Genomic DNA, 22082 nt, shown 5'->3' with positions numbered 1-22082 from the left:
ACTTTGCTAAGGGCTGTTTCTCTTTTTAGAGGGACAGCTTTTTTTTATTTTGGGGCTGCCCCTTCGGCCCTCTGGGCCTGCGGGTCGGGCTGTGTCGCAGCTCGCAGGTCTGCTCGGCCCTGCAGCGCTTTCAGCGCTTTGGTCTGGCCCTTCGGGCCACTGCTATCCATCCCTCAGCCGAGGCGCTTCGCGCCTTGGCGGCGGCTGCGCCGCCTTCTTGGGCCAAAAAAATAGAGCCCCGACTTAGTTTTAAAGAGGAAAGTAAACATCTTAAAAAAAAAACCCTATTTTATCAATTACTCTCTAGTAATAGATTTGAATCCTCCCTATGTCTAAGCGATCTTTATACCTCCTTTTGGGCCTGCTGGCCATTTTTGGCCTTAGTTTTTTGCCTTTGGGCATTGCGGCTCCTTTGCTTTATGCCCTTCGTTTGGCACTCATTATTGCCGCCAGCCAATTGGCCCTAAAACCCTTGCATCTTCCCCGACGGTTTTTTATCGTTTTGGGGAGCTTAGTGGTCTTTTTGGCCTTGGGTATGGCCGCTAGCTGGTTGTTTATTATAGCGCAGCTAGCACTTTTCCTCTTTTTTGCCCTGATTGTGGCCGATGCCATTTTGCTTTTTCATCCCAAGATTAAGCTCAAAGCAAAGCGAAAACTGCCTAAACTGTTTTCGCTTAGCGACCCCAATCCAATTAAATTAGAACTAGACAATCAGTCGCCTGTTGGCTTATCACTCGAAATTATTGACGAGCTCCCCTTACAGTTTCAAAAGCGAGATTTTCAGTTGTTTCATCAGCTGCAAAAAGGCGAAAAAGATACCTTGGTCTATGAGCTCAAGCCGTTGGAGCGGGGAGAGTATGTGTTTAGAAATATCAATATCTTTTTGCGCTCTAAATTGGGCCTAATTGAGCGGCATATTATTGTAGAGCAGGAGCAGACGATTCCCGTTTATCCCTCTATTATTCAAATGCGCAAATATGAGCTTTTGGCCCTTGCTCGAATCTCTATTTTTCCGGGCGTCAAGAAAATGCGGCGACTGGGGAACAGCTATGAGTTTGAGCAAATCCGAAACTACGTAAAAGGCGATGATTTTAGGAGCATCAACTGGAAGGCCACCAGCCGCCGCAATGAGTTGATGGTTAACCAATATGAAGATGAGCGCTCGCAGCAGGTTTTTTGTGTGATAGACAAAGGCCGCTCGATGAAAATGCCTTTTGAGGGCCTCAGCTTGATGGATTATGCCATTAATAGTAGCTTGGTCATTTTGAATATTGCCCTACAAAAGCACGATAAGGCAGGCTTGATGAGCTTTTCGGATAAAATTGGAAGTACGGTAAAGGCAGAAAGTGGGCCCAAGCATTTGCGGACCATCTTAGAGGCGCTTTATCGAGAGAAAGAGCGAAACTTTGAGGCCAACTATGAATTGTTGTTTCAGGCCTCTCGTCGCTTTATTCGCCGCCGTAGTTTGATTTTTCTCTACACCAACTTTGAGAGTTTTTCGGCCATGCAGCGGGTTTTGCCCATTTTGCGGCGCATCAACCATTTGCATTTGTTGGTAGTCGTCTTTTTTGAGAATACCGAAATTCAGGATTATGCCAAGCAAGAGGCCCATGATACCGAAATGATTTACAATCGGACCATTGCGCAAAAGTTTGTAGAGGAAAAGCAGCGGATTGTTCGAGAGTTGCGGCAATATGGCATTCAGTCCATTTTAACTCGGCCCGAGGACTTGTCTATCAACACCGTAAATAAATACTTAGAGCTCAAGGCTAGGGGCTTAATTTAAGAAAAAGGGATATCGCTTCTGCGATATCCCTTTTTAGCTGGCCAAGGGGCTACAACTCTAGTTTTAGGAAGCGGCCAGTATGGCTATTGGGGCAGGCGGCAATTTCTTCGGGGCTACCTTGGGCAATAATTTGCCCGCCTTTGGCGCCTCCTTCTGGGCCAATATCGACCAGATAGTCGGCAACCTTAATGACATCCATATTATGCTCAATAATGAGGACCGTATTGCCTCTTTCCACCAGCATATTGAGGACATTGAGCAGCAGGCGAATATCGGCAAAATGAAGCCCAGTGGTGGGTTCATCTAGAATATAGAAAGTATTGCCCGTATCTCGTTTAGAGAGTTCTTTGGCTAGCTTGATGCGTTGGGCTTCTCCACCAGAGAGCGTAGTTGCAGATTGTCCGAGCGTAATATAGCCAAGTCCTACATCTTGGAGCGTGGCAATTTTGCGATGAATTTTGGGCAGGTCGGCAAAGAAGTCGCTAGCTTCATCTACCGACATTTGTAGGACATCGCTAATACTTTTCTTCTTATAAATAATCTCGAGGGTTTCTCGATTATAGCGTTTGCCTTTGCAGCTTTCGCATTCTACCTCTACATTGGGTAAGAACTGCATTTCGATTAGGCGGTAGCCGCTACCTCCGCAATCTTCGCAGCGTCCGCCGGAGACATTAAAGGAAAAGCGGCCAGGTTTGTAGCCTCGGATTTTAGCTTCGGGGATAGCGGCAAAGAGCTTGCGAATTTCGTCAAAAACGCCAATATAAGTAGCGGGATTAGAGCGGGGGGTTCGGCCAATGGGCTGTTGGTCAATTTCGATGACCTTATCAATATGTTCTATTCCTTCGATGCTATCGTAGGCTAGGGGTTTTTGGATAGAATTATAGAAATGTTGGCGGAGAATAGGGTAGAGCGTTTCATTTACTAGGGTTGATTTTCCACTACCGGATACGCCAGTGACACAGATGAGCGTCCCTAGAGGCAGCTCTAAATTGACTGATTTGAGATTATTGCCTTTTGCACCTTTTAGCTGAAGTTGTTTTCCGTGGCCTTTTCTGCGTTCTGTTGGGGTGAGGACTTTGAGTCGGTTAGCCAGATAATCGGCAGTAATGCCTGATTGAGAGAGGAAGTCTTGGGGTTTACCTTCTGCAACAATTTCGCCACCGAGTTTACCGGCTTTTGGTCCCAAATCGATCAGATAATCGGAGGCTAGCATAATATCTTTATCATGTTCTACCACCAAGACCGAATTGCCGATATCGGTTAATTCTCTGAGGGCCACAATAAGCTGTTCATTATCTCTTTGGTGCAGGCCGATACTAGGTTCATCTAAGACATAAGTAATACCGGTTAGTTGAGAGCCAATTTGGGTAGCGAGGCGAATGCGTTGAGATTCTCCGCCGGAGAGGGTTCTGGCGGGGCGGTTGAGTTGCAGGTAATCGAGGCCCACCTCTAGGAGGAAGCCTAATCGGAGGCGTAATTCTTTAATAATATCGGTACCAATTAGCTGTTGGCGTTTGCTCAATTGGCTGGGGAGTTCTTCTAGCCAATCATAGAGGGTACGAATATCCATTTGGGCTAATTCGGCGATATTTTTTTCAGCCAATTTGAAATAGAGCGATTCTTTGCGCAGGCGGCTGCCCTCGCATTGGGGGCAATCGATAACCCGCATAAACTCCTCGGCCCAAGAGCGGATTTTTTCTGAGCTAGAGCTTTTATAATAATGTTTGAGCATGCGCACCAGGCCTTCATCGGCTAGGTTGTGCGATAATTCTTCTCGGCCAAAATTGCGGGCATCAAAGCTACCGTCTCCTCCGTAGAGAATGGTCCGGAGGGCTTCTTCGGGAATTTCCTTGACGGGAGTAGAGAAGCTAAACTTATATTTTTTGGATAGGGCGCGCAGTTGTTTGAAGGTCAGGTTTTTTCGGACCTCTCCTAAGGGGACAATAGCTTTTTCGTTAATACTTTTGCTATCATCTGGAATGACTAGAGCTAGGTCTACCTCATGTAGTTCGCCTAAGCCTTTACAGTGGGGGCAGGCGCCATAGGGGGAGTTAAAAGAGAAGCTATTGGGGGAGGGTTCTTCATAGGAAATGCCAGAATCGGTACACATCAGGTACTTACTATACTGGTGGATTGTTTCGCTTTCGTGTTCCATAAACATGACAAAGCCGTTGCCATGTTTGAGTGCTGTTTTTAGGGAAAGTTCGAAGCGGTCGCGGCGTTTTTCGCTGACCTTGAGGCGGTCTACGACTAACTCAATATCATGCGTTTTATAGCGGTCGATTTGCATGCCGGCTTCAAGGTCGATCATATAGCCATCTATGCGCATTTTGCTAAAGCCCTGTTTGCGCATTTGTTCAAAGAGTTCGCGGTAGTGTCCTTTACGGGCGCGGACCAAGGGGGCCAGCAAGATGCCTTTTTTCCCTTCAAAATGTTGGAAGATATGTTCGATAATTTGTTCCTCGCTATAGCGTTGCATTTTTTTGCCTGTTTTATAGGAATAGGCATCGCTAGCGCGGGCATAGAGTAGGCGGAGAAAATCGTAAATTTCGGTAACGGTACCTACGGTAGAGCGGGGATTTTTGCTAGTTGTTTTTTGTTCGATAGCGATAACGGGGCTAAGGCCTTCAATTTTTTCGACATCGGGTCGTTCCATATTTCCGATAAACTGTCGGGCATAAGAGGAGAAGGTCTCCATATAGCGTCTTTGGCCCTCTGCGTAGATAGTATCGAAGGCCAGCGATGATTTGCCGCTACCACTTACTCCGGTAATGACCACTAATTGGTTGCGGGGAATACGCAAGTTAATTTTTTTGAGGTTATGCTCGGAGGCGCCCCAAATTTCCATAAATTCTTGCTCTTTTGACTCTTGCTGGCTCATGATTGGCGTTTCTAATTGAGAATGAAGTGGCAAAGATAAGAAGTCTTCCTTGCTCCGAACAGAGCCGTCTTGAAAAAGATTGGAACTTTATTAAAGATTTGCTGAGGAGGAGGCGGTGCGGCGGTCCTCAAGGCGCGGAGCGCCTCGGCTGAGGGATGGACAGCAGGGCGGCGAAGCCGCAGACCCAGCAAAATGAGCGCAGCGAAATTTTGTGCAGGGCCGAGCGAACAGCGAGCTGCGACACAGCCCGACCCGAGCAAAGCGAGGGGCAGCCCCAAATAAAAATAACACTAGTTATGAAAAAAGTTTAAAAATTACTTTTGGTATTTTGGTATTTTTTAGGAGTAAGCTTTGGTGTAAGTTAGTTTTTGGGATTTATTATTTTGGTATTTGGTTTTTGTTCTGTTTTGGGCTGCTTGTTTTTTTGGGGAAGGGCATTCTTTTCTTAGAAAGTTGTTAAATTTAGAGCCAAGACCTAGCGTCTCAAGCCAATCAAAAAAAAGTCTTATGATTAAAGTTATACCTGCCTTAGATATCCTTGATGGTAAATGTGTTCGTTTGACCAAGGGGAGTTTTGAAGAAGCCAAAATTTACGATGAAGATCCGGTAGCGGTGGCCAAGCGTTTTGCTGCTGCTGGGGTAAAGCATTTGCATTTGGTAGATTTGGATGGGGCCAAAGCGGGTCGGGTGGTCAACTATGAGATTCTTCGGGCGATCACGGAAGAGACGGATTTGGAGGTAGAATTTGGTGGTGGGATCAAGTCGGATCAGGATTTGGCTCAGGTTTTTGCGGCTGGTGCGCAAAAAGTGACGATTGGTACCTTGGCGGTAAAGAACCCAAAACTGCTTTTATCTTGGTTGCAAAAATATGGGAAAGACCGCATTATTTTGGGGGCCGATGTATTGGATGGCCTCATTCGGATTGAGGGTTGGGAGCGAGAGACAGAATTTAAGCTCTTTGACTTTATTACGAACTATCAGTGGCATGGGATTCAGTATATTTTGTGCACTGACATTGATAAAGACGGGATGATGCAGGGGAGTTCCTTGGATTTGTATGCCTCTTTATTGGCTCAGTTTCCGGATTTAAAGTTTATTGCCAATGGGGGGATTTCTTCTATTGAGGAGTTGCGGGAGTTGGATAAAATGGGTTGTTATGCGGCTGTAGTGGGCAAGGCGCTTTATGAGGAAAAGATTAGTTTGGAAGAGCTTGCCCAGTTTTTGAGTGAATAAAATAGCGAAGGCTTGAACAAAATAGACCTTAGGCTGTTTGGCCTAATGTGATTCAAATTTCTGGGGTTTTTCCAGAATTTTGTCAATAAACCAAGCTTTCAAAAAAAGGCCGTCCCGCAATTGCGGGACGGCCTTTTTTTTTGGTTTTTGGCGAAGAAAAAAGAGATTGTAAAATATAGAATAGATGTAAGTTGATTTGTTAGGTACTTGTTGTTTATAGGGCCTTTTTTTGCCAATAGTAAGCTGTTTTGGGGCCTCCGCTGCGGCCTACGGCCTTGCGGCGGTTACTCCCTTCGGTCGTCGAACTGCGCCCTAAAGGGCTTGTTGTCGCTTCAGGGCTCGCAGGTCTGCTCGGCCCTGCAGGCATCACTTCGTTCTGCCCTTGGTCTGCGGCTTCGCCGCCCCCTTTCGCATCGCTAGGCCAGTCGCTTCGCTCCTCTGCATCCAAAAAATTACTCCTCTTTCAAAAAGGCCAAGTTGCGCAGTAAACCCTTGTACTTGGTCCGCTTTACCGCCGATTTCTTAAACACTTTCCGAAAGACTTCCTCCGTCAATTCCATCCAATCCTCCCGCCGCATCTCTAATAGGTTTTCTTTGGGCCTAAAGGCCTCCTCCTGATGAGGCCGAGAAAATCGATTCCATGGACAAACATCCTGGCAAATGTCACAACCAAACATCCAATCCGCAAACTGCCCTTTGTATTCCGCCGGCAACTCGTCTCGCAACTCAATCGTAAAATAGGAGATGCACTTGGAGCCATCCATCAAATACCCTTTTTCAGAAATGGCCTGGGTGGGACAAGCATCTATGCAACGCCGACAACGACCACAGTAGTCTTTGATTGGCCCATCATATACCAAGTCTATATCTATGATGAGCTCGGCCAAAAAGAAAAAAGATCCCCGCTGCTTACTAATCAATAAGGTGTTTTTACCGATCCATCCCAATCCCGAATGCTTGGCCCAGTCACGCTCCAATACCGGCGCAGAGTCTACAAAGGCCCGCCCATTAATGGGCCGACCCAGTTCGCTCTCCAATAGGGCCAATAAACGACGTAGCTTGGCCTTTAATACATAGTGGTAGTCTTCGCCATAGGCGTATTTGGCCAACTTGGGTGCGCCTTCTACTTGCTGCTCTTCCGGAAAATAATTAAAGCTTAAACTCACTACCGATTTGGCCCCATCTACCAACTTTCGAGGGTCTATCCGCTTCTCAAAATGGTTTTCTAAGTATTGCATTTTTCCCTGATAGCCCTTGTTTAACCAAGCTTCTAAACGACGACCCTCTTCGGTCAGCTCTCGGGCCTGAGCAACTCGCAAATTATCAAAACCTTCTGCTAGGGCAGCCGATCTAAGTTTGGCCGTAAGTTCGTATTTGTCCATTAATTGTATTTCTTCTAAGCGTCTATGATGAGGCCTTTGAGCCAAGAATTTATCGGCTGAGGGATGGTAGTGGGTGGCCGAAGGCCAGACCTAGGAGCGCAGCGACGCAGGGCCGAGCAGACCTGCGAGCCCACGAACAGCCCGACCCGCCCGCAGGGCGGGGCAGCCCCAAAAATAAAATAAATTAATCCGCCTCCCAATATAAGGCTACCTCATCCAATGATTTTCGACGCAAATCAGGGACCTCACAACCCTCTGCAGCATAGCCGATAGGCAAAAGCAAAAACGGCTTCTCATTTTTGGGCCGCTGCAAAATCTCTTGCAAAAAATTCATGGGACTAGGCGTATGCGTTAGCGTCACCAAACCCGCCTGATGAATGGCCGAAATCAGAAAACCCGCCGCCAAACCTACCGATTCGTTCACATAGTAGTTTTTGCTGCGGCTGCCATCGGGCAAAATATCATAGCTCTTCTTAAAGATAACAATGAGATAAGGCGCCCGCTCCAAAAAAGGCTTTTCCCAATTGGTGCCAAAAGGTTTTAGGGCGGCTAGCCACTCCTCCGACATCCTGTTGTTGTAGCTCTCATATTCTTCCTTTTCGGCAGCTTGGCGAATCTGCTGCTTGATCTTAGGATCGGCAATAATGCAGAAGGTCCATGGCTGCTTATGCGCCCCGGAAGGGGCCGAGCTAGCCGTTCGGACCAAGCTTTGGACCAATTCTTTGGCCACCGGCCGCTCAGAAAATAAGCGAATCGAGCGGCGCTTTTCCATTAAGGCCTCTAGCTCAAGCGCTTTTTTTAGGCTCTCTTCCGCCGATAAATTTTGCGCTTGAAAAGGAATAAATTTAGGCATTGGGCTGGGCATATTGAGCAAGTAACTCCAAGGACTCATTCTCTTTTTGGCGCATGAGCTGGGCCTCTTCCTTGCTTTTATCTTTATAGCCCAAAAGGTGCAATAATCCATGCGCCATCACTCTATGGATTTCATTTTGGGCCAAAACTTCAAACTTTTCGGCATTTTCTCGGCAGCGTTCTACCGAAATAAAAATGTCTCCGCTTACCGGCTGGCCTTCCTCTTGGTACTGAAAGGTAATCACATCCGTGAGGGTGTCATGCTGCAAATACTCTTGGTTCATGGGCAGCAAATAGGCATCGGAGCAAAAAATAAAAGAAAGAGCCTCAATATCGAGACCCTCTCTTTTTGCGATCGCTTGCAGCCAGCTTTCCATTTGTTCAGCCTGCGGCAGCTTATAATCAATATCTTCCGTGTAAAATTCAATCATCAACTTAGTGCAAGTTAAATTGTAGTTCAATCATGCGACCACCTTCCTTAAAGTCTACATGATCACTGAGGTTCTGCATCAAAAAAACGCCTCGGCCACCAGGGGTCATCAGATTTTCTGGTGCAGTGGGGTCGGGCAATTGTGCGGGGTCAAAACCAGGCCCCTCATCTTCGATAGTAAAGGTAATGCAATTTTGCTGGATAGCGCTAGCAATATGGACCTTTTTGTGGGCCTTGGCCTGGTTGCCATGCAAAATAGCATTGCTCACAGCCTCGGTCAAAGTGATGAGAATATTGCCAAAAAGCAACTCATCCAACTCATATTGTTGCAAAACCTGATTTACATAGGGTTCTACTTCTGCTATGTTTTTTGGGTGAGAATCTAGCGTAAGTTTTAGTGCAGTTCCGGTCATCAGCCATCGTTTTGCGAGTGATAAAATTGTTGTCTTTGAGCCCTTTATATAGCTCAACATCTATAGTGTGTTGGCCCAAGAAGCGGGGAAGTAGAGGGAAGGGGTGCTTCTTGCTGCCTTTCAAGTTGTCCATTTACGGAACTTTCCCGCAAAGGGTTTCATTTTATGAGGTTTATCTTAAGTCTTTTTTCCTTTCGGTCCAATTTTGCTGCTTTTGAGCCCAAAAAGGAGATAAAAAGCCTAATTTTGAGCTGCTTACAGTTCCAAAACCTTTCTTTTTACGTTCTATCTATAGGTTTTACCGGCATTTTTTTGAACCGAAAACAATGATTATGCAGCGATTAATCTGGGGAGCCCTCATCTTATGCTTCTTTGGCCCAACTTTAACGGCCCAAAAATACAGTAATGAATTTTTATCTATTGGCTTGGGCGCTCGCGCCCAAGCTATGGGCGGCGCTATGGTGGCCCATGTTGATGATGCAACGAGCAGTTTTTGGAACCCAGCAGGCTTGCAGGGCATAGAAACGGACTTGCAAGTTGGCTTATTGCATGCCGAATGGTTTGGCGGCATCGGCAAATATGATTATGTCGGCTTTGGTATGCCGATTAAGGGCCAAAATAAGTACCTCGGCTTTTCTTTTATCCGCTTTGGCATTGACGGAATCCCCAATACGCTTTCGCTCTATGAGGATGATGGCAGCATTAATTACAATAATGTTACTGAGTTTTCGGCTGCTGATTATGCCTTTATTTTTAATTATGCCCAAAAGTTTGGCAAATTGGCGGTTGGGGCTAGCCCCAAAGTGGTCCGAAGAGTAGTGGGCCCTTTTGCCTCTTCTTGGGGCTTTGGCGTAGATTTGGGGGCCCAATATCAATATTCTAAAAACTGGGCCTTTGGGGCGCAGATCAAAGATATTACCACCACCTTTAATGCCTGGCAATTTAGCTTTACCGAAGAGGAAAAACAGACGCTGGGCCTCACGGGCAACGAGATCCCTATCCAGTCGTTTGAAATTACCAAACCCCAAATTATATTGGGGGCGGCCTACAAAAAAACCTTTAATCTCCCTACTCCCGAAGGCAAAAAAGCTCGCAGCATTGGCCTTTTGGCCGAGCTAGATATGCTGGCGACTACGGACGGGCAGCGCAATACCCTGATCTCTGCCAGCCCTTTTAGTATTGACCCCGCCCTAGGCCTAGAACTCAACTATAGCCGCATTGCCTATTTGCGGATGGGCCTCAATAATTTTCAACGATTTGAGAATTTTTCTGGCGAAAAAGAACTGACCCTCCAACCCAATTTTGGTTTGGGCTTTCGTATTTCTCATTTCTATATTGATTATGCCTTGGCCAATTTGAGTGCTAGTGCGGGCGGCTTGCGTTCTCATATTATCTCAATCAAACTGGATATTGATTACGATTACATTAAACAAGCGATTCAAAAAGAGATTTAATTGTTTTTGGGGCTTGCCGCCTTTGGCGGCCGTTCCCTTTCGGGGCTCGCAGGGCTGCTCGGCCCTGCAGCCCTGCGGGCTTTGGTCGGCGGCTGCGCCGCCCCCCTACAGGCAACTAAGCCTGCGGCGGCTAAAGCCGCCTGTAGGACGCCATATTGGTCCAGAAAGCGAGCGCAGCGAGCTTGGCTTAGGGATGGATAGCAGTGGCCGAAGGCCAGACCTAGGGCTTTTGAAGCGCAGCGAAAAAGCCCGCAGGGCCGAGCAGACCTGCGAGCTGCGACACAGCCCGCCCCGCCCGATAATTCATGAGGGTTTTAACCCTCATTTTGCATAAGTTCGCAAAGCGATACCGCTTTGCGCTGGGTTTCAACCTAGCGGAAGGGGAAGCCCCCAAAAAAACCCCCAATTAACCTTTGAAAAATAAGATTATGCGATACCTCTACTTCTTATTCCTACTTTTTGCTGCTGGTGCTTTGCAGGCCCAAATGCATGATGGAAATTTTGGTCCAGAATGGATCAATTACAACCAATCCTATTATAAAATGGAGTTGGCCCAAGATGGCCTCTACCGAATTAGTGTGCAGGCTTTGCAAAATGCAGGCATCAATACGGCTAGCCTGCCCCTCAATGGCCTGTCGATTTATCATATGGGCCAAGAAGTGCCGATTCAGGTAGAAAGTAGTGGTGGACAACTGCAGTATATTCAGTTTTATGGCGAAAAACATCGGGGCGAACTGGATAAGCAGCTATATAACAACCCCAACCATCATTTTAACCCCACTTATAGTGTTATTACTGATACCTCGGCCTATTTTCTGACCTGGAGCAATACGGGCCAGGGGCGTCGTTATGCCGATCAGGCGGCCAACCTCTCTAATTTGCCGGCCAAGGAGGACTACTTTATGTACAAAAGCGTTCGGCCTATTACTACGGCTTGGCAAAAGGGGAAAAGCTACAACATTGCCAACGAACAACTGACCAAATCGAGCTTTGAATTTGGTGAAGGTTGGGGCGGAAACCCCTTGTTGGACCAAAGTCATGCGGTGGGGATTTCTAACCTCTATGCTTCGGGGCCCGCCGCCCAAGGAGAAGTTCGTCTCTATGCTGCGGGCGCCGTCAATCACAATATTGAGGTGCAAGTGGGAGGGCAAAGTCGTTTTAATACGACTTTTGCTGGAGACAGTGTAGGGACGCATAGTTTTTCGCTGCCATTGAGCAATCTTTTGCCCACCACCATTATGCGGATTCGGGGTTTGGCCAGTAGTAGCGACTACCTTTCGGCCAGTTATGTAGCTATTAGCTACCCTAGAACCTTTGATTTTGCTGGAGCCAATAACTTTGTCTTTGAGTTGGCGGCTAGTAATAGCCGACAGTACTTAGAAATTAGCAACTTTGATGGGGGGAGTGGTCAGAATATTTACCTCTATGATTTGACCAACGGCTTGCGCATTCGCTGCTTTTGGGATGGGAGCCGGGTCTTGACGGATCTGCCTGCCTCGGCTGTAGACCGCAAACTGTTGCTGATCAATGAAGGGGGGACTGCCATTCAAACTATGGGCCGCTTGGAAGAGGCCAACTTTGTAGATTACAGTAATCTCAATGCAGATTATATTATTGTTACACATGCTAGCTTGCGTCAAAATAGCCTAGGCAATGATCCCGTTTTGGAGTATGCTGCTTATCGGGCCAGCACAGGCTACAATCCGGTGATTATTGAGGTGGATGATATCTTTGATCAGTTTGGTTATGGGATTAACAAGCATCCGGTAGCCCTGCGCAACTTGGCCAGCTACTGCAAACAAAACTGGAGTAATCCGCAATATATATTTCTCATTGGGAAGGGGCGGACCTACACCCAAATGAGAAACTTTCATACCTATGACCATCTGATTCCCTCTTTTGGCTACCCGCCCTCAGATAATTTGCTGATGGCGCCAATTGGTAGCGATGTGCCCGCCATTCCCGTGGGCCGATTAGCTGCAGTAAATGGCGATCAGGTCAGCCTCTACCTCAATAAGGTTCGAGATTATGAAAACGAACGCCTCAATGCGGCCTCTGATTTACTGAGCCGAGGCTGGACCAAAAATGTGATTCACTTAGGTGGGGGCCGAAATAGCTCTGAGCAAAATATTATCCGACAGAACTTGAACAATATGGGGACCACCATTTCTGCTAGTCAATTTGGTGGAAATGTCACTTCCTTTTTCAAAACCTCTACCAATCCCATTCAGGCGGCTCAATCGGCCTATTTAGATTCTTTGATTAACAGTGGCGTGAGTCTCATTACCTTCTTTGGCCACTCTTCGGCCAATAGTTTTGACTTTAATCTGGACCGGCCCGAAAACTACAGCAATGCCCGCCGTTACCCTATGTTCATGTCTTTGGGCTGTTATGGCGGTACTGTCTTTGAGGATGGCTCTCGAATTAGCGAGTCTTTTGTTTTTGAAGAAAATGCTGGGGCTAGCGTCTTTCTTGCCTCTGTGGGGGCGGCTTCGCTCTCGGCCCTCAATGTTTTTGCTGGCCAATATTACTATCAGGCGAGCCAAAACCAATATGGACAAGGTGCAGCTAAGATCAACCAAAAAACAATAGAAGCGCTAGAAAATGGTACTTTCTATTCTACAACGGTCCAAATGGCTAGCCATTATATGCTCTATCATGGCGACCCCGCAATTCAGTTGAGTATTTCAGAGTGGCCAGATTATTATGTAGATAATAGCTTAGTCAGCCATAGCCCCAATACAGTTACTACACAAATGGCCGACTTTGAGTTGGTGGTGGATCTTTACAATCTAGGAATGGCCATTGATACTTCTTTCTGGATCGAGATTAACCGAGAATACCCCAATGGCAGCCGTGCCTTTGTGAGCCGAGAGTATATCACAGCTCCAAATTTTTATAAGGAGCTGCGCCTAACGGTACCCGTAGAGGGCCAGCTAGCTTTAGGAACTAACTTTTTTGATATTAGTATAGATGTAGATAGCGAAATTGATGAACGACCACAACCCAGCGCAGAACAAAATAATCAGGTCCTACGCTATCCGGTCCAAATTCTTTCCGACGCCATTCTCCCTGTTTATCCTCGAGAGTTTGCTATTGTGCCGCAGCAAAATATTAGCCTAAAGGCCTCTACAGGAAATACTATGGCCCAAAGCCAGACGTATGTCCTACAAATAGATACTACTGCCTATTTTAATAGCCCTTTGATGCAACAAACAAGTATAACTCAGGGAGGAGGGCTTTTGGAGTGGCAGCCCAATATGAGCTATACCGATAGTACCGTTTATTATTGGCGAGTGAGCCCCGATTCTATTGATCCTACTATTGGCTACAGCTGGGCAGCTAGCTCTTTCATTTATATGGATGGCAGTTATCCAGGCTGGAACCAATCGCATTTTTTCCAGTTCAAAAAAGATCAATTTAATAACCTAGAGCTAGATGAACCCCAAAGAAATTTTGAGTTCATTACCTCTTTGCAAGAAATTACCTTGGCCAATGGCTTTACCCCCTCGCCCTTGCATCCTGAGCAGTTGGCGACCTATCTCAATGGTAATTTGGTTGATAAATGCCGTTGCTATAACAACAGAGGGGTTTATGTACAGGTCATTGATTCTTCTGATTTGACCATCTGGACCCTAGGCGGCGGCCAAAGCCAATATGGAGCCGTTAACTGTGATGGGGCCGGCCGAACGGCCTCGGTCTTCTTATTTGAAACCCAGCAAACTAGCGCAGCCCTAGACCTAGAGCGCTTTTTGGCCGATTCTATTCCAGATGGCTATTATGTATTAGTCTATACTTTGAATGATGCCAATGCCGATAACTGGCCCGCTAGCCTAATTGGCGAGTTGCAAAACCAAGGAGCCCAACAATTGCCCGGCCTAACGGCTGCCGTAGGCGGCCTCCCCTGGGCCTTTTTCTACCAGAAAAATAATGCAAGCTTTCCTTATAGAACTGAAGAATTAGGAGCCAGCCAAAACGACATTATTGGCCTCTCTTGCCTGATGCCAGGCAACTGGGATAAAGGTAGTTTGCTCTCTACCCAAATTGGTCCCGCCCAAAATTGGTTCTCTTTCCATTGGGAGCCCGCCAATTTAGATAGTAATGATGTGGTAGGGGTAGACCTCTACGGCATTGAGGCAAACGGAACCCGCCAACTGCTGCTTTCCGATATCATCGCCCAAAATACTAGCCTGAATAGTATTGATGCCAATCAGTATCCCAAATTGGAGTTGGTCTGGAAAACCGAGGACGAACAAAGCCGAAGCTCGGGCCAGCTCGCTTATTGGCGCGTCTTGGCCGATTTGGTGCCCGAAGCCGCTCTGCGCCCCGAACGCTTTAGTGTTATTCAATATGATACAGTGGACCAAGGACAGCCTTTTGGCTTTAATGTCCAAATGGAGAATATTAGCCCGCTAGATATGGATAGCATTTTGGTCAAATACCAGCTGCTGGAAAATGGCAGTACCGTCAATTATAAACGCTTGGCTCCCTTGCCCACCGGCGATAGCCTGCGCACTGGCCTGCTTACGGTCTCTACCGATAATCTATCGGGGCCTCAGCAATTGTTGGTCGAAATCAATCCCGATAATGACCAAGCCGAGCAATATCACTTTAATAATTTGGCCCTAGTCAATTTCTTTGTGCGCCAAGATGGCATCAATCCTCTACTCGATGTAACCTTTGATGGGGTGCGCATCATGAATGGCGATATGGTTTCGGGCAAATCTCAGGTGGTGGTCTCGCTATCCGATGAAAATAAATGGTTGGGCCTAGATGAGGTGGAGGATTTTCAGCTTACGCTGCGCCATCCTAGCCTGCCCAATGGCGAAACCCAACTGAGCCTCAATAGTTCTTTGGTCCAAAACCTAGAGTTTCTGCCCGCCGATGCCCAAAATTTAGTGGTCGAAAATAAAGCACAACTCATCCTAGACCTCGATCTAGAGTTTGATGGAACCTATACGCTCTTTGTTTCAGCAACTGACCGTAGCGGCAATAATTCTGGAGAATTAGATTATAGTATTGATTTTGAGGTGATTAACCGGCCCATGATTTCTGATTTCCTCAATTACCCCAATCCTTTTACAACGCAAACACAGTTTGTCTTTACCCTCACGGGCCGAGAGCTACCTTCTTATCTCAAGATCCAAATCATGACGGTAACAGGCAAAATTGTTCGAGAAATTAGCATGGATGAACTTGGCCCCTTGCATATTGGCGTCAATAGAACCGAATTTGCCTGGGATGGTACCGACCAATTTGGCGACCGCCTCGCCAATGGGGTCTATCTCTACCGTATTTTGGCCAAAACAGCCGATGGCGACTCTTATGAACGTTACCTTAATAAGGCCAGTAGCTTTACAGAACAGGGCTTTGGCAAAATGTACCTGATGCGATAAACCCTTCTCTTATTCTCTTTGAGGTCTCTAGCTATAATGTGCTAGGGACCTTTTTTTGTGGTTTTGGGGCCCGCGGCCAGCTTCGCTGGCCGCCGCTATGCTACGCCGCTCGCAGGTCTGCTCGGCCCTGCGCCGCCTGCGGCGGCTGGGTCTGGCGCTTCGCGCCACGGCTGCGCAGCGCTGGGCCGCTCAACTGTCTTTTTTCTTTTGGCTGTTTTCTTCGGCAGCTGGCTAGCTGTTGGCCTCTCCTGCTTTTGAACCTGCAGCTAAAGCCCCCAGTTAAATCACCCCCTCCGAGCAATTTGCTGAAATCTTTAGGAGAAAGAAAAACAAAGGCCCAAAACCAAACTGGTTTTGGGCCTTATCACTTTCTTATTCTTTTTGAGCTTCTTTTTGGGCTCGTTCGTAGAGGCGTTGGAGCCGCCTTTGGATTTCGGGAACCGCTCGGCGAAGGCGAGGGAGACTTTGGCTGTGCACCCAAGATTTTCGGATAATAGTTTGCCTAGGAAAAGGGGGGCGCAATTGGCCCTTGAGGGGACGAAGTTGGAGCGAATTAAAGGTGTTGGCGCCTCCAGCAGGTTCATAATAGAGCCAATAAATAGCGAGAGAGTCGGGCATTTTTATATTAGGGTCTTTTTCTCCTTGGCCATTGAGCAAGACCTGGCTGCGGCCTCCTTTTCGGATATATTGGGCAGAGGTGTCGTAGCAAAAATAAATGGGGCAAAAATCAAAAGTATCTTGAAGGGCCCGAATAACCGTTTGGTTAATCGCTTTGGTCTCCTCTTGCATATTTTGGAGCAGACGTTCTACCTTTTTTCGTTTTTTAGCCTTGAGGTTTTTATTGGCTAAGAGTTTTTGATAGTGCGCAGTTTTGAGGTGGTTACTTTCTAGGCGAAAGACAAGCAGGCCATTTTCTTTTAGCTCTTGGCTAGCGTTTAGGGCCGCCTGAAAATCGGCTCTGCTGTTGATGAGCTGGGCCGAAAGGCCAGCGGGGCCAAGCAGCAGGCCCAAACAAATAAAAAGACGAAATAGATAAGACATAGAGTAAATAAATTTTGGTCCAAGATAAGGAGAATTTGGCGTATGCCTGCTGCCGTTTATGGCCAGTTAGAAGGGCGCAGCCCTTGGCCTAGCGATGTGCAGCAGTGGCCCAAAGGGCCAGACCCAGCCGCCGCAGGCGGCGCAGGGCCGAGCAGACCTGCGAGCTGCGAAACGTAGCGCCCGCCGAAGGCGGGAGGCCCCAAAACATCATCGAGCTGCGACAACAAGGACTTTAGTCCGCCGTTCGACGACCAAAGGGAGTAAACGTAGCGCCCGCCGAAGGCGGACAACAAGGCAGCAAGCCGCAGTTCGACGACAGTAAGGAGTAACGCCCCAAAACATCATCGAGCTGCGACAACAAGGACTTTAGTCCGCCGTTCGACGACCAAAGGGAGTAAACGTAGCGCCCGCCGAAGGCGGACAACAAGGCAGCAAGCCGCAGTTCGACGACAGTAAGGAGTAACGCCCCAAAACATCATCGAGCTGCGACAACAAGGACTTTAGTCCGCCGTTCGACGACCAAAGGGAGTAAACGTAGCGCCCGCCAAAGGCGGACAACAAGGCAGCAAGCCGCAGTTCGACGACAGTAAGGAGTAACGCCCCAAAACATCAGTGAATAAATAAATTAACCAAAAGTTCATTCTATTTTAAGCTGTAAATTGTGAAAAGCGCTAATAATCAATTAGTTTTGTGACTGTTTTAGGGGCAAATAAAAGAGATATGCAAGAAAGAGTTGTTTGGACCAAAAATGCTGCATACTATAAAGAGCAATACATAATTTCGGCAGAAGAACTGGCGGTATTGCGGGCAGCAGGAGAGCAAATTTCGGCAGAGCGGCGGGTTGCATACGATGCCCTTTATGACTGGATGCGAAAATCGGAGCGTTATGCGGCATTTTTCAACGAGGAGCTGATTACGGCCATTTCTTCCGATGAGGAAGTATTTTGGGATGATGTGGTATTGGGTCGTTTGACCGATACTTATGTGAATACGCAGCGGCATTATGGGGAGCATTTCTCGATGGCGGGTTTGAGTTTAGCGTCTTTTGTTGGCATATTGGCTTGTTTTCATGAGCAGATTCGTTTTGCTTTTATGCGCAATGGCCTAGCGAGCTTTGAGCTGATGACGGCTTTTAAGAAATTTGCTCAGGTAGCTATCGATATTGTGACGGAGGTTTACAACCACAAAATGGCCTGCACCTTAGAGGAACAGAACAACAGTTTGCGAGAACTATCGACCCCAGTCGCTCAGATTTGGGAGGGCGTGCTTTTATTGCCTTTGGTGGGTTTTATTGATTCTAAGCGGGCCCAAGACATTATGCAAAGGATGTTGGCCGAAGTAGCAGAAACTCAGTCGAAATTTTTTATCTTGGATATCAGCGGGGTGGCGATAGTAGACACTGCCGTAGCCAATCACTTAATCAAGATGAGCAAGGCGGCCAAATTGATGGGATGTAATTGTATTATCTCTGGAATATCGGGGCCCATTGCGCAGACCATTGTTGAGTTGGGGATAGAGATTGATGAAATTCGGACGACCGGCAGTATGCGAGATGCGCTGCGCTTAGCGATTCGAGAGCAGAAAGAATAAATATATGGCCATAGTAAAAATCAATAAACAGCGATATTGGAGCATCTTTATGCTAGAGGAAGAGGATCTGTTGCTCGTTCGGCGCGCAGGAGAGGCCATTATACCCCGTCAGGAGGCTGTTTTTGAGGAATTTTATGCTTGGTTGGAGTTTCAGCCAGAGTATAGCGCAGATTATAGCGAAGAGATTATTGATCGTTTTGACCGGCAGTCGGCGATCTTCTGGAAGCATATTTTATCGGCCCAAGTGGATGAGGAGTCGGTGCATTATCGGGAGCGCTTGGTGCAAGATTTGCTCAAACTAGGCTTGCCTTTCGAGGCCTATTTGTCAGCTGTTTTTGCCTTTCATGAGCTAATAGAAAAAGCCTTTGTGCAAGAGGGCGTGGCTAGCTTTGAACTAATGCAAGCCTTTAAGAAAGTGAGCAGTGTGGGCATCTTTATTGCCATAGACACCTTTAATAATGAGATGAACAAACAGCTGCAAGAGCAAAACAATATGCTCATGCAGCTCTCTACTCCAGTGACCCCGATTTGGGAGCAAATCTTACTTTTACCCGTGGTGGGGATTGTCGATTCTTTTCGGGCGCAGAACATCATGACCGCCGTCCTACAGGAGATTGCCGACTATCAAGCCAAGGTCTTTATTTTGGATATTTCTGGGGTGGGCGTAGTGGATACAGCCGTCGCCAACTACTTTATCAAAGTGAGCAAAGCGGCTAACCTGATGGGCTGCGAATGTATCATTTCGGGGGTAACGCCAGCCGTGGCCCAAACCCTAGTTGAGTTGGGGATCGATATAGAAAACATACAGACTAATGTAAATATTAAGGAGGCCCTTAAGACGGCAATTGGACAGATATAATTTTTTTCACTATCTTGTCTACCCATAAATTTCCCGAAAATTGTTTGCAGTATGAACAAAGGCCAAATTTCCTATAGTCGGTATGCGCCTATGTATATGTTTACGGAAGAGCGCTTGGATTTAATTCGTCAGGCAGGGCAAGAAATTACAGAAGCAAAGGACGAAATCTTTGAGCATTTTTATGACTCCTTGCGCCTGCATCCTACCTTTTCTGAAGACTATAACGAAATTGTTATTCAGCGATTTATTCAAGACCAAGATGGCCTGTGGCAGCACATTATAGCCGCCAAGATAGATGATGAGTTTGTGCGCTATCGCAGTCAGTTGGTCCGCGATTTACTACAGCTAGGTTTGGCTTTTGAGGCCTGCTTTACGGCCATTTTTGCCTTGCATGAGTTTATCGAACTAAAGTTCATGGAGTACAATTTGGCTACCCTAGACTTGCTCCAAGTCTTTAAGCGAATTTGTAGCCTAGGGGCATTAATTGCCATCGATACCTTCAACCAAGAAATCAATCAGCAGCTAGCAGAGCAAAATGATATGCTCATGCAGCTCTCTACTCCCGTAACCCCAATCTGGGAAGATATTTTGCTCTTGCCCATTGTGGGAATCGTGGATTCTATTCGGGCCCAAACCATCATGACAACCGTCCTCCAAGAAATTGCCGAGCGACAGGCCAAGGTCTTTATTCTAGATATTTCTGGAGTGGCCATTGTAGACACCGCCGTAGCCAATTACTTTATTCGAGTCAGCAAGGCGGCCTGGCTAATGGGCTGCAAAACTATTCTATCCGGTATTTCGCCCAGCATTGCCCAAACATTAGTAGAGCTAGGCGTAGACACTGGCCGCCTAAGCAGCAGAAGCAATATGCAGGATGCGCTAGAACGAGCCTTTAGTTGGACCGGCCGGGCTGTTCTGGAAAAAAGAAAGCAAAAAGGCTAGGGCTTTAATTCTTTTTAAGTAATTTAAACTATCCCCTCAAACTACTTAATTGGAATATTATGGCAGAATTTAAAGCTTTTACGGAGCATATCGAAGTGAATGCGACCACCGTACTCTCTTTTATTTATTCTATGAAAAGAGGGCAGGACAAACGCTTGGCCTTATTAGAAAAACACGGAATTAAGCCCGAAAAAGACGGCTGGTACCCACAACAAAAATGGCTAGATGCCTTTCAGGAGCTTAGCCAAACCGTGGGCGATATGAATCTCCTCTTGATCGGAATGGCCATTATGGAAAATGCCGACTTCCCCCCCTTCAATTCCCTAAAAGAAGGCCTAGAGATTATTGATGTGGCTTATCATATGAACCACAGAGACCAAAATGGCCAATTGCTTTTTAATGCAGAAACAGGCGAAAAAACAGAGGGCATTGGCTGCTATGACTTGCAATACTACAACGAAGAAGAACGAACCGCTATCATGTATTGCCAAAATCCCTACCCCAGCAAATTTGACCAAGGCATTATCACGGCCCTTTGTCGCCGCCTCCGCCCCGATTGTATCAAAACTATTGATGTCCGCCCCGACTTGGACAAGGAAAGAAGACCCAAAGGTGGAGATTCCTGCACCTTTATTATCAACTGGTGATTAATTTGGGGCTGCCCCGCCCTATAGGCGGGTCGGGCTGTCTCGCAGCTCGCTGTTCGCTCGGCCCTGCAGCGCTTTCAGCGCTTTGGTCTGCCGCCTTCGGCGGCCCTGCTGCCCATCCCTCAGCCGAGGCGCTGCGCGCCTTTGCGGGCGGCTTCGCCGCCCTGCCTAACGCAATTAGGGCCAGTAATTCACCTCCGGAACCAAGTTAACCCCAAATTTTTGGGCAATATCTTGCTGCACCGCTTCCGCCAACTGAACAATTTCTTGGCCCCTAGCCTCGGCATATTTGACCAAAACCAAGGCTTGGCGCTCATGTACGCCTACGGCTCCCATTCGCTTGCCTTTCCAACCCGCCTGATCAATCAACCAGCCCGCTGCCAGCTTTAGCCGCCCATCCACCTGCCGATAATGAGGCATCTTCGGATATTGGGCCAGCAATTGCTCTAGCTTTTCTTGAGCCACCAATGGATTTTTGAAAAAAGAACCCGCATTGGGTAGCTCTTTAGGATCTGGCAATTTAGATCTCCGAATCCGCATTACAGCCTCCGCCACCGCCCGAATACTCAAAGGCTGATCGCCTATCTCTTCCCGAATATTGCCATAGTCTAAACGATAGGAGGGCTGCCTGCGCAGCTTCAAGACCAAAGAACAGATGATAAACCGCCCCGGATAAAGCGATTTGAAGATGCTGTCTCTGTAGGCAAATTGACAGTCTGTAGACTCAAATTTGCAAAAGCGCTGCTGCTGCATATCCCAGGCCTGTATCAAATGACAAACTTCCGAAAATTCTACCCCATAAGCCCCAATGTTTTGCACAGGGGCCGCCCCTACAGAACCCGGAATCAAGGCTAGGTTTTCTAGGCCCGCCCAATTGTTGGCCAAAGAATATAAGACCAATTCTTGCCAGTTCTCTCCAGCAGCTACCTCTAGGTAAACAAACTCTTGGTCTTGCCCCACTAAACGCCTGCCCTTGAGCTGGTTGTGAATAACTAGACCCGGCAAATCTCCAGCTAGCAAAATATTAGAGCCCCCACCCAAAATGTAGTTGGGCCGATTCCGCCAATCAGATAATAAGGCCAATTGGTCCAAACGCTCAAGGGCCAAATAGGCCTCGGCCTTGGCCGAAACCCTAAAGCTATTGAGCTCCCCTAAGGAATGTTGATACTGAATCAT

Annotated in this window: 15 protein-coding genes; 8 read left to right on the top strand and 7 right to left on the bottom strand. The window is 47.3% G+C overall.

The window, feature by feature from the left end:
• Positions 1-328 precede the first annotated feature (328 nt).
• A complete protein-coding gene (locus tag SAPGRDRAFT_RS08090) occupies positions 329-1786 on the top strand; it encodes a DUF58 domain-containing protein (RefSeq protein ID WP_002658597.1) in 1458 nt (485 codons plus the stop codon).
• 49 nt (positions 1787-1835) lie between these two features.
• On the opposite strand, the gene uvrA is transcribed toward SAPGRDRAFT_RS08090, so the two are convergent.
• The gene (gene uvrA, locus SAPGRDRAFT_RS08085) at positions 1836-4667 is read right to left on the bottom strand and encodes an excinuclease ABC subunit UvrA (RefSeq protein ID WP_002658596.1); all 2832 of its coding nucleotides are present in this window, start codon (positions 4665-4667) and stop codon (positions 1836-1838) included.
• Between the two features lie 507 nt (positions 4668-5174).
• On the opposite strand from uvrA, the gene hisA reads away from it, so the two are divergent.
• A complete protein-coding gene (gene hisA / locus SAPGRDRAFT_RS08075) occupies positions 5175-5900 on the top strand; it encodes a 1-(5-phosphoribosyl)-5-[(5-phosphoribosylamino)methylideneamino]imidazole-4-carboxamide isomerase (protein ID WP_002658595.1) in 726 nt (241 codons plus the stop codon).
• A gap of 452 nt (positions 5901-6352) precedes the next feature.
• On the opposite strand, the gene queG is transcribed toward hisA, so the two are convergent.
• The 4 genes from queG to SAPGRDRAFT_RS08050 all read right to left on the bottom strand — a co-directional run bounded on the left by queG (position 6353) and on the right by SAPGRDRAFT_RS08050 (position 8977).
• On the bottom strand, positions 6353-7282 hold the full coding sequence (gene queG / locus SAPGRDRAFT_RS08065) for a tRNA epoxyqueuosine(34) reductase QueG (RefSeq protein WP_002658594.1): 930 nt from the start codon (positions 7280-7282) through the stop codon (positions 6353-6355).
• 184 nt (positions 7283-7466) lie between these two features.
• Complete coding sequence (locus SAPGRDRAFT_RS08060; protein ID WP_002658593.1) at positions 7467-8174, bottom strand: nitroreductase family protein; 708 nt, start codon at positions 8172-8174, stop codon at positions 7467-7469.
• Positions 8128-8565, bottom strand: coding sequence for an rRNA maturation RNase YbeY (gene ybeY, locus SAPGRDRAFT_RS08055; protein WP_002658592.1), 438 nt, complete (start codon positions 8563-8565; stop codon positions 8128-8130). The genes SAPGRDRAFT_RS08060 and ybeY overlap by 47 nt, the downstream gene beginning before the upstream one ends.
• Positions 8566-8569: 4 nt before the next feature.
• Positions 8570-8977 (bottom strand): ATP-binding protein, encoded by a 408-nt coding sequence (locus SAPGRDRAFT_RS08050; protein WP_002658591.1) that lies wholly within the window; start codon positions 8975-8977, stop codon positions 8570-8572.
• 332 nt (positions 8978-9309) lie between these two features.
• Between SAPGRDRAFT_RS08050 and SAPGRDRAFT_RS08045 the strand changes: the two genes are divergently transcribed.
• Together SAPGRDRAFT_RS08045 and SAPGRDRAFT_RS08035 are read left to right on the top strand one after the other, a co-directional pair.
• Positions 9310-10431 (top strand): PorV/PorQ family protein, encoded by a 1122-nt coding sequence (locus tag SAPGRDRAFT_RS08045; protein ID WP_002658589.1) that lies wholly within the window; start codon positions 9310-9312, stop codon positions 10429-10431.
• Between the two features lie 428 nt (positions 10432-10859).
• The gene (locus SAPGRDRAFT_RS08035; protein WP_002658587.1) at positions 10860-15827 is read left to right on the top strand and encodes a C25 family cysteine peptidase; all 4968 of its coding nucleotides are present in this window, start codon (positions 10860-10862) and stop codon (positions 15825-15827) included.
• A 372-nt stretch (positions 15828-16199) separates the two neighbouring features.
• Here SAPGRDRAFT_RS08035 and SAPGRDRAFT_RS08025 read toward each other — a convergent pair whose 3' ends face one another.
• The gene (locus SAPGRDRAFT_RS08025; protein ID WP_002658585.1) at positions 16200-16868 is read right to left on the bottom strand and encodes a hypothetical protein; all 669 of its coding nucleotides are present in this window, start codon (positions 16866-16868) and stop codon (positions 16200-16202) included.
• A 720-nt stretch (positions 16869-17588) separates the two neighbouring features.
• On the opposite strand from SAPGRDRAFT_RS08025, the gene SAPGRDRAFT_RS08020 reads away from it, so the two are divergent.
• Genes SAPGRDRAFT_RS08020 through SAPGRDRAFT_RS08005 form a run of 4 tightly spaced genes read left to right on the top strand, consistent with a single transcriptional unit; the run spans position 17589 to position 20906 of the window.
• On the top strand, positions 17589-18458 hold the full coding sequence (locus tag SAPGRDRAFT_RS08020; protein ID WP_002658583.1) for an STAS domain-containing protein: 870 nt from the start codon (positions 17589-17591) through the stop codon (positions 18456-18458).
• Positions 18459-18462: 4 nt separating this feature from the next.
• The gene (locus SAPGRDRAFT_RS08015; RefSeq protein WP_002658581.1) at positions 18463-19317 is read left to right on the top strand and encodes an STAS domain-containing protein; all 855 of its coding nucleotides are present in this window, start codon (positions 18463-18465) and stop codon (positions 19315-19317) included.
• A 51-nt stretch (positions 19318-19368) separates the two neighbouring features.
• Positions 19369-20259: an STAS domain-containing protein gene (locus tag SAPGRDRAFT_RS08010; protein ID WP_002658579.1), complete on the top strand. Its 891-nt coding sequence runs from the start codon at positions 19369-19371 to the stop codon at positions 20257-20259.
• A 59-nt stretch (positions 20260-20318) separates the two neighbouring features.
• Complete coding sequence (locus SAPGRDRAFT_RS08005; protein WP_002658578.1) at positions 20319-20906, top strand: hypothetical protein; 588 nt, start codon at positions 20319-20321, stop codon at positions 20904-20906.
• A 177-nt stretch (positions 20907-21083) separates the two neighbouring features.
• Here the strand turns inward: SAPGRDRAFT_RS08005 and murB are convergent, their stop codons facing one another.
• A complete protein-coding gene (gene murB / locus SAPGRDRAFT_RS08000) occupies positions 21084-22082 on the bottom strand; it encodes a UDP-N-acetylmuramate dehydrogenase (protein ID WP_002658576.1) in 999 nt (332 codons plus the stop codon).

This window comes from Saprospira grandis DSM 2844 (assembly GCF_000275825.1).
Taxonomy (GTDB): Bacteria; Bacteroidota; Bacteroidia; order Chitinophagales; family Saprospiraceae; genus Saprospira; species Saprospira grandis_A.
The sequence above is the reverse complement of the archived record's forward strand: the minus strand, read 5'-3'. Positions and strand labels throughout refer to the sequence as shown.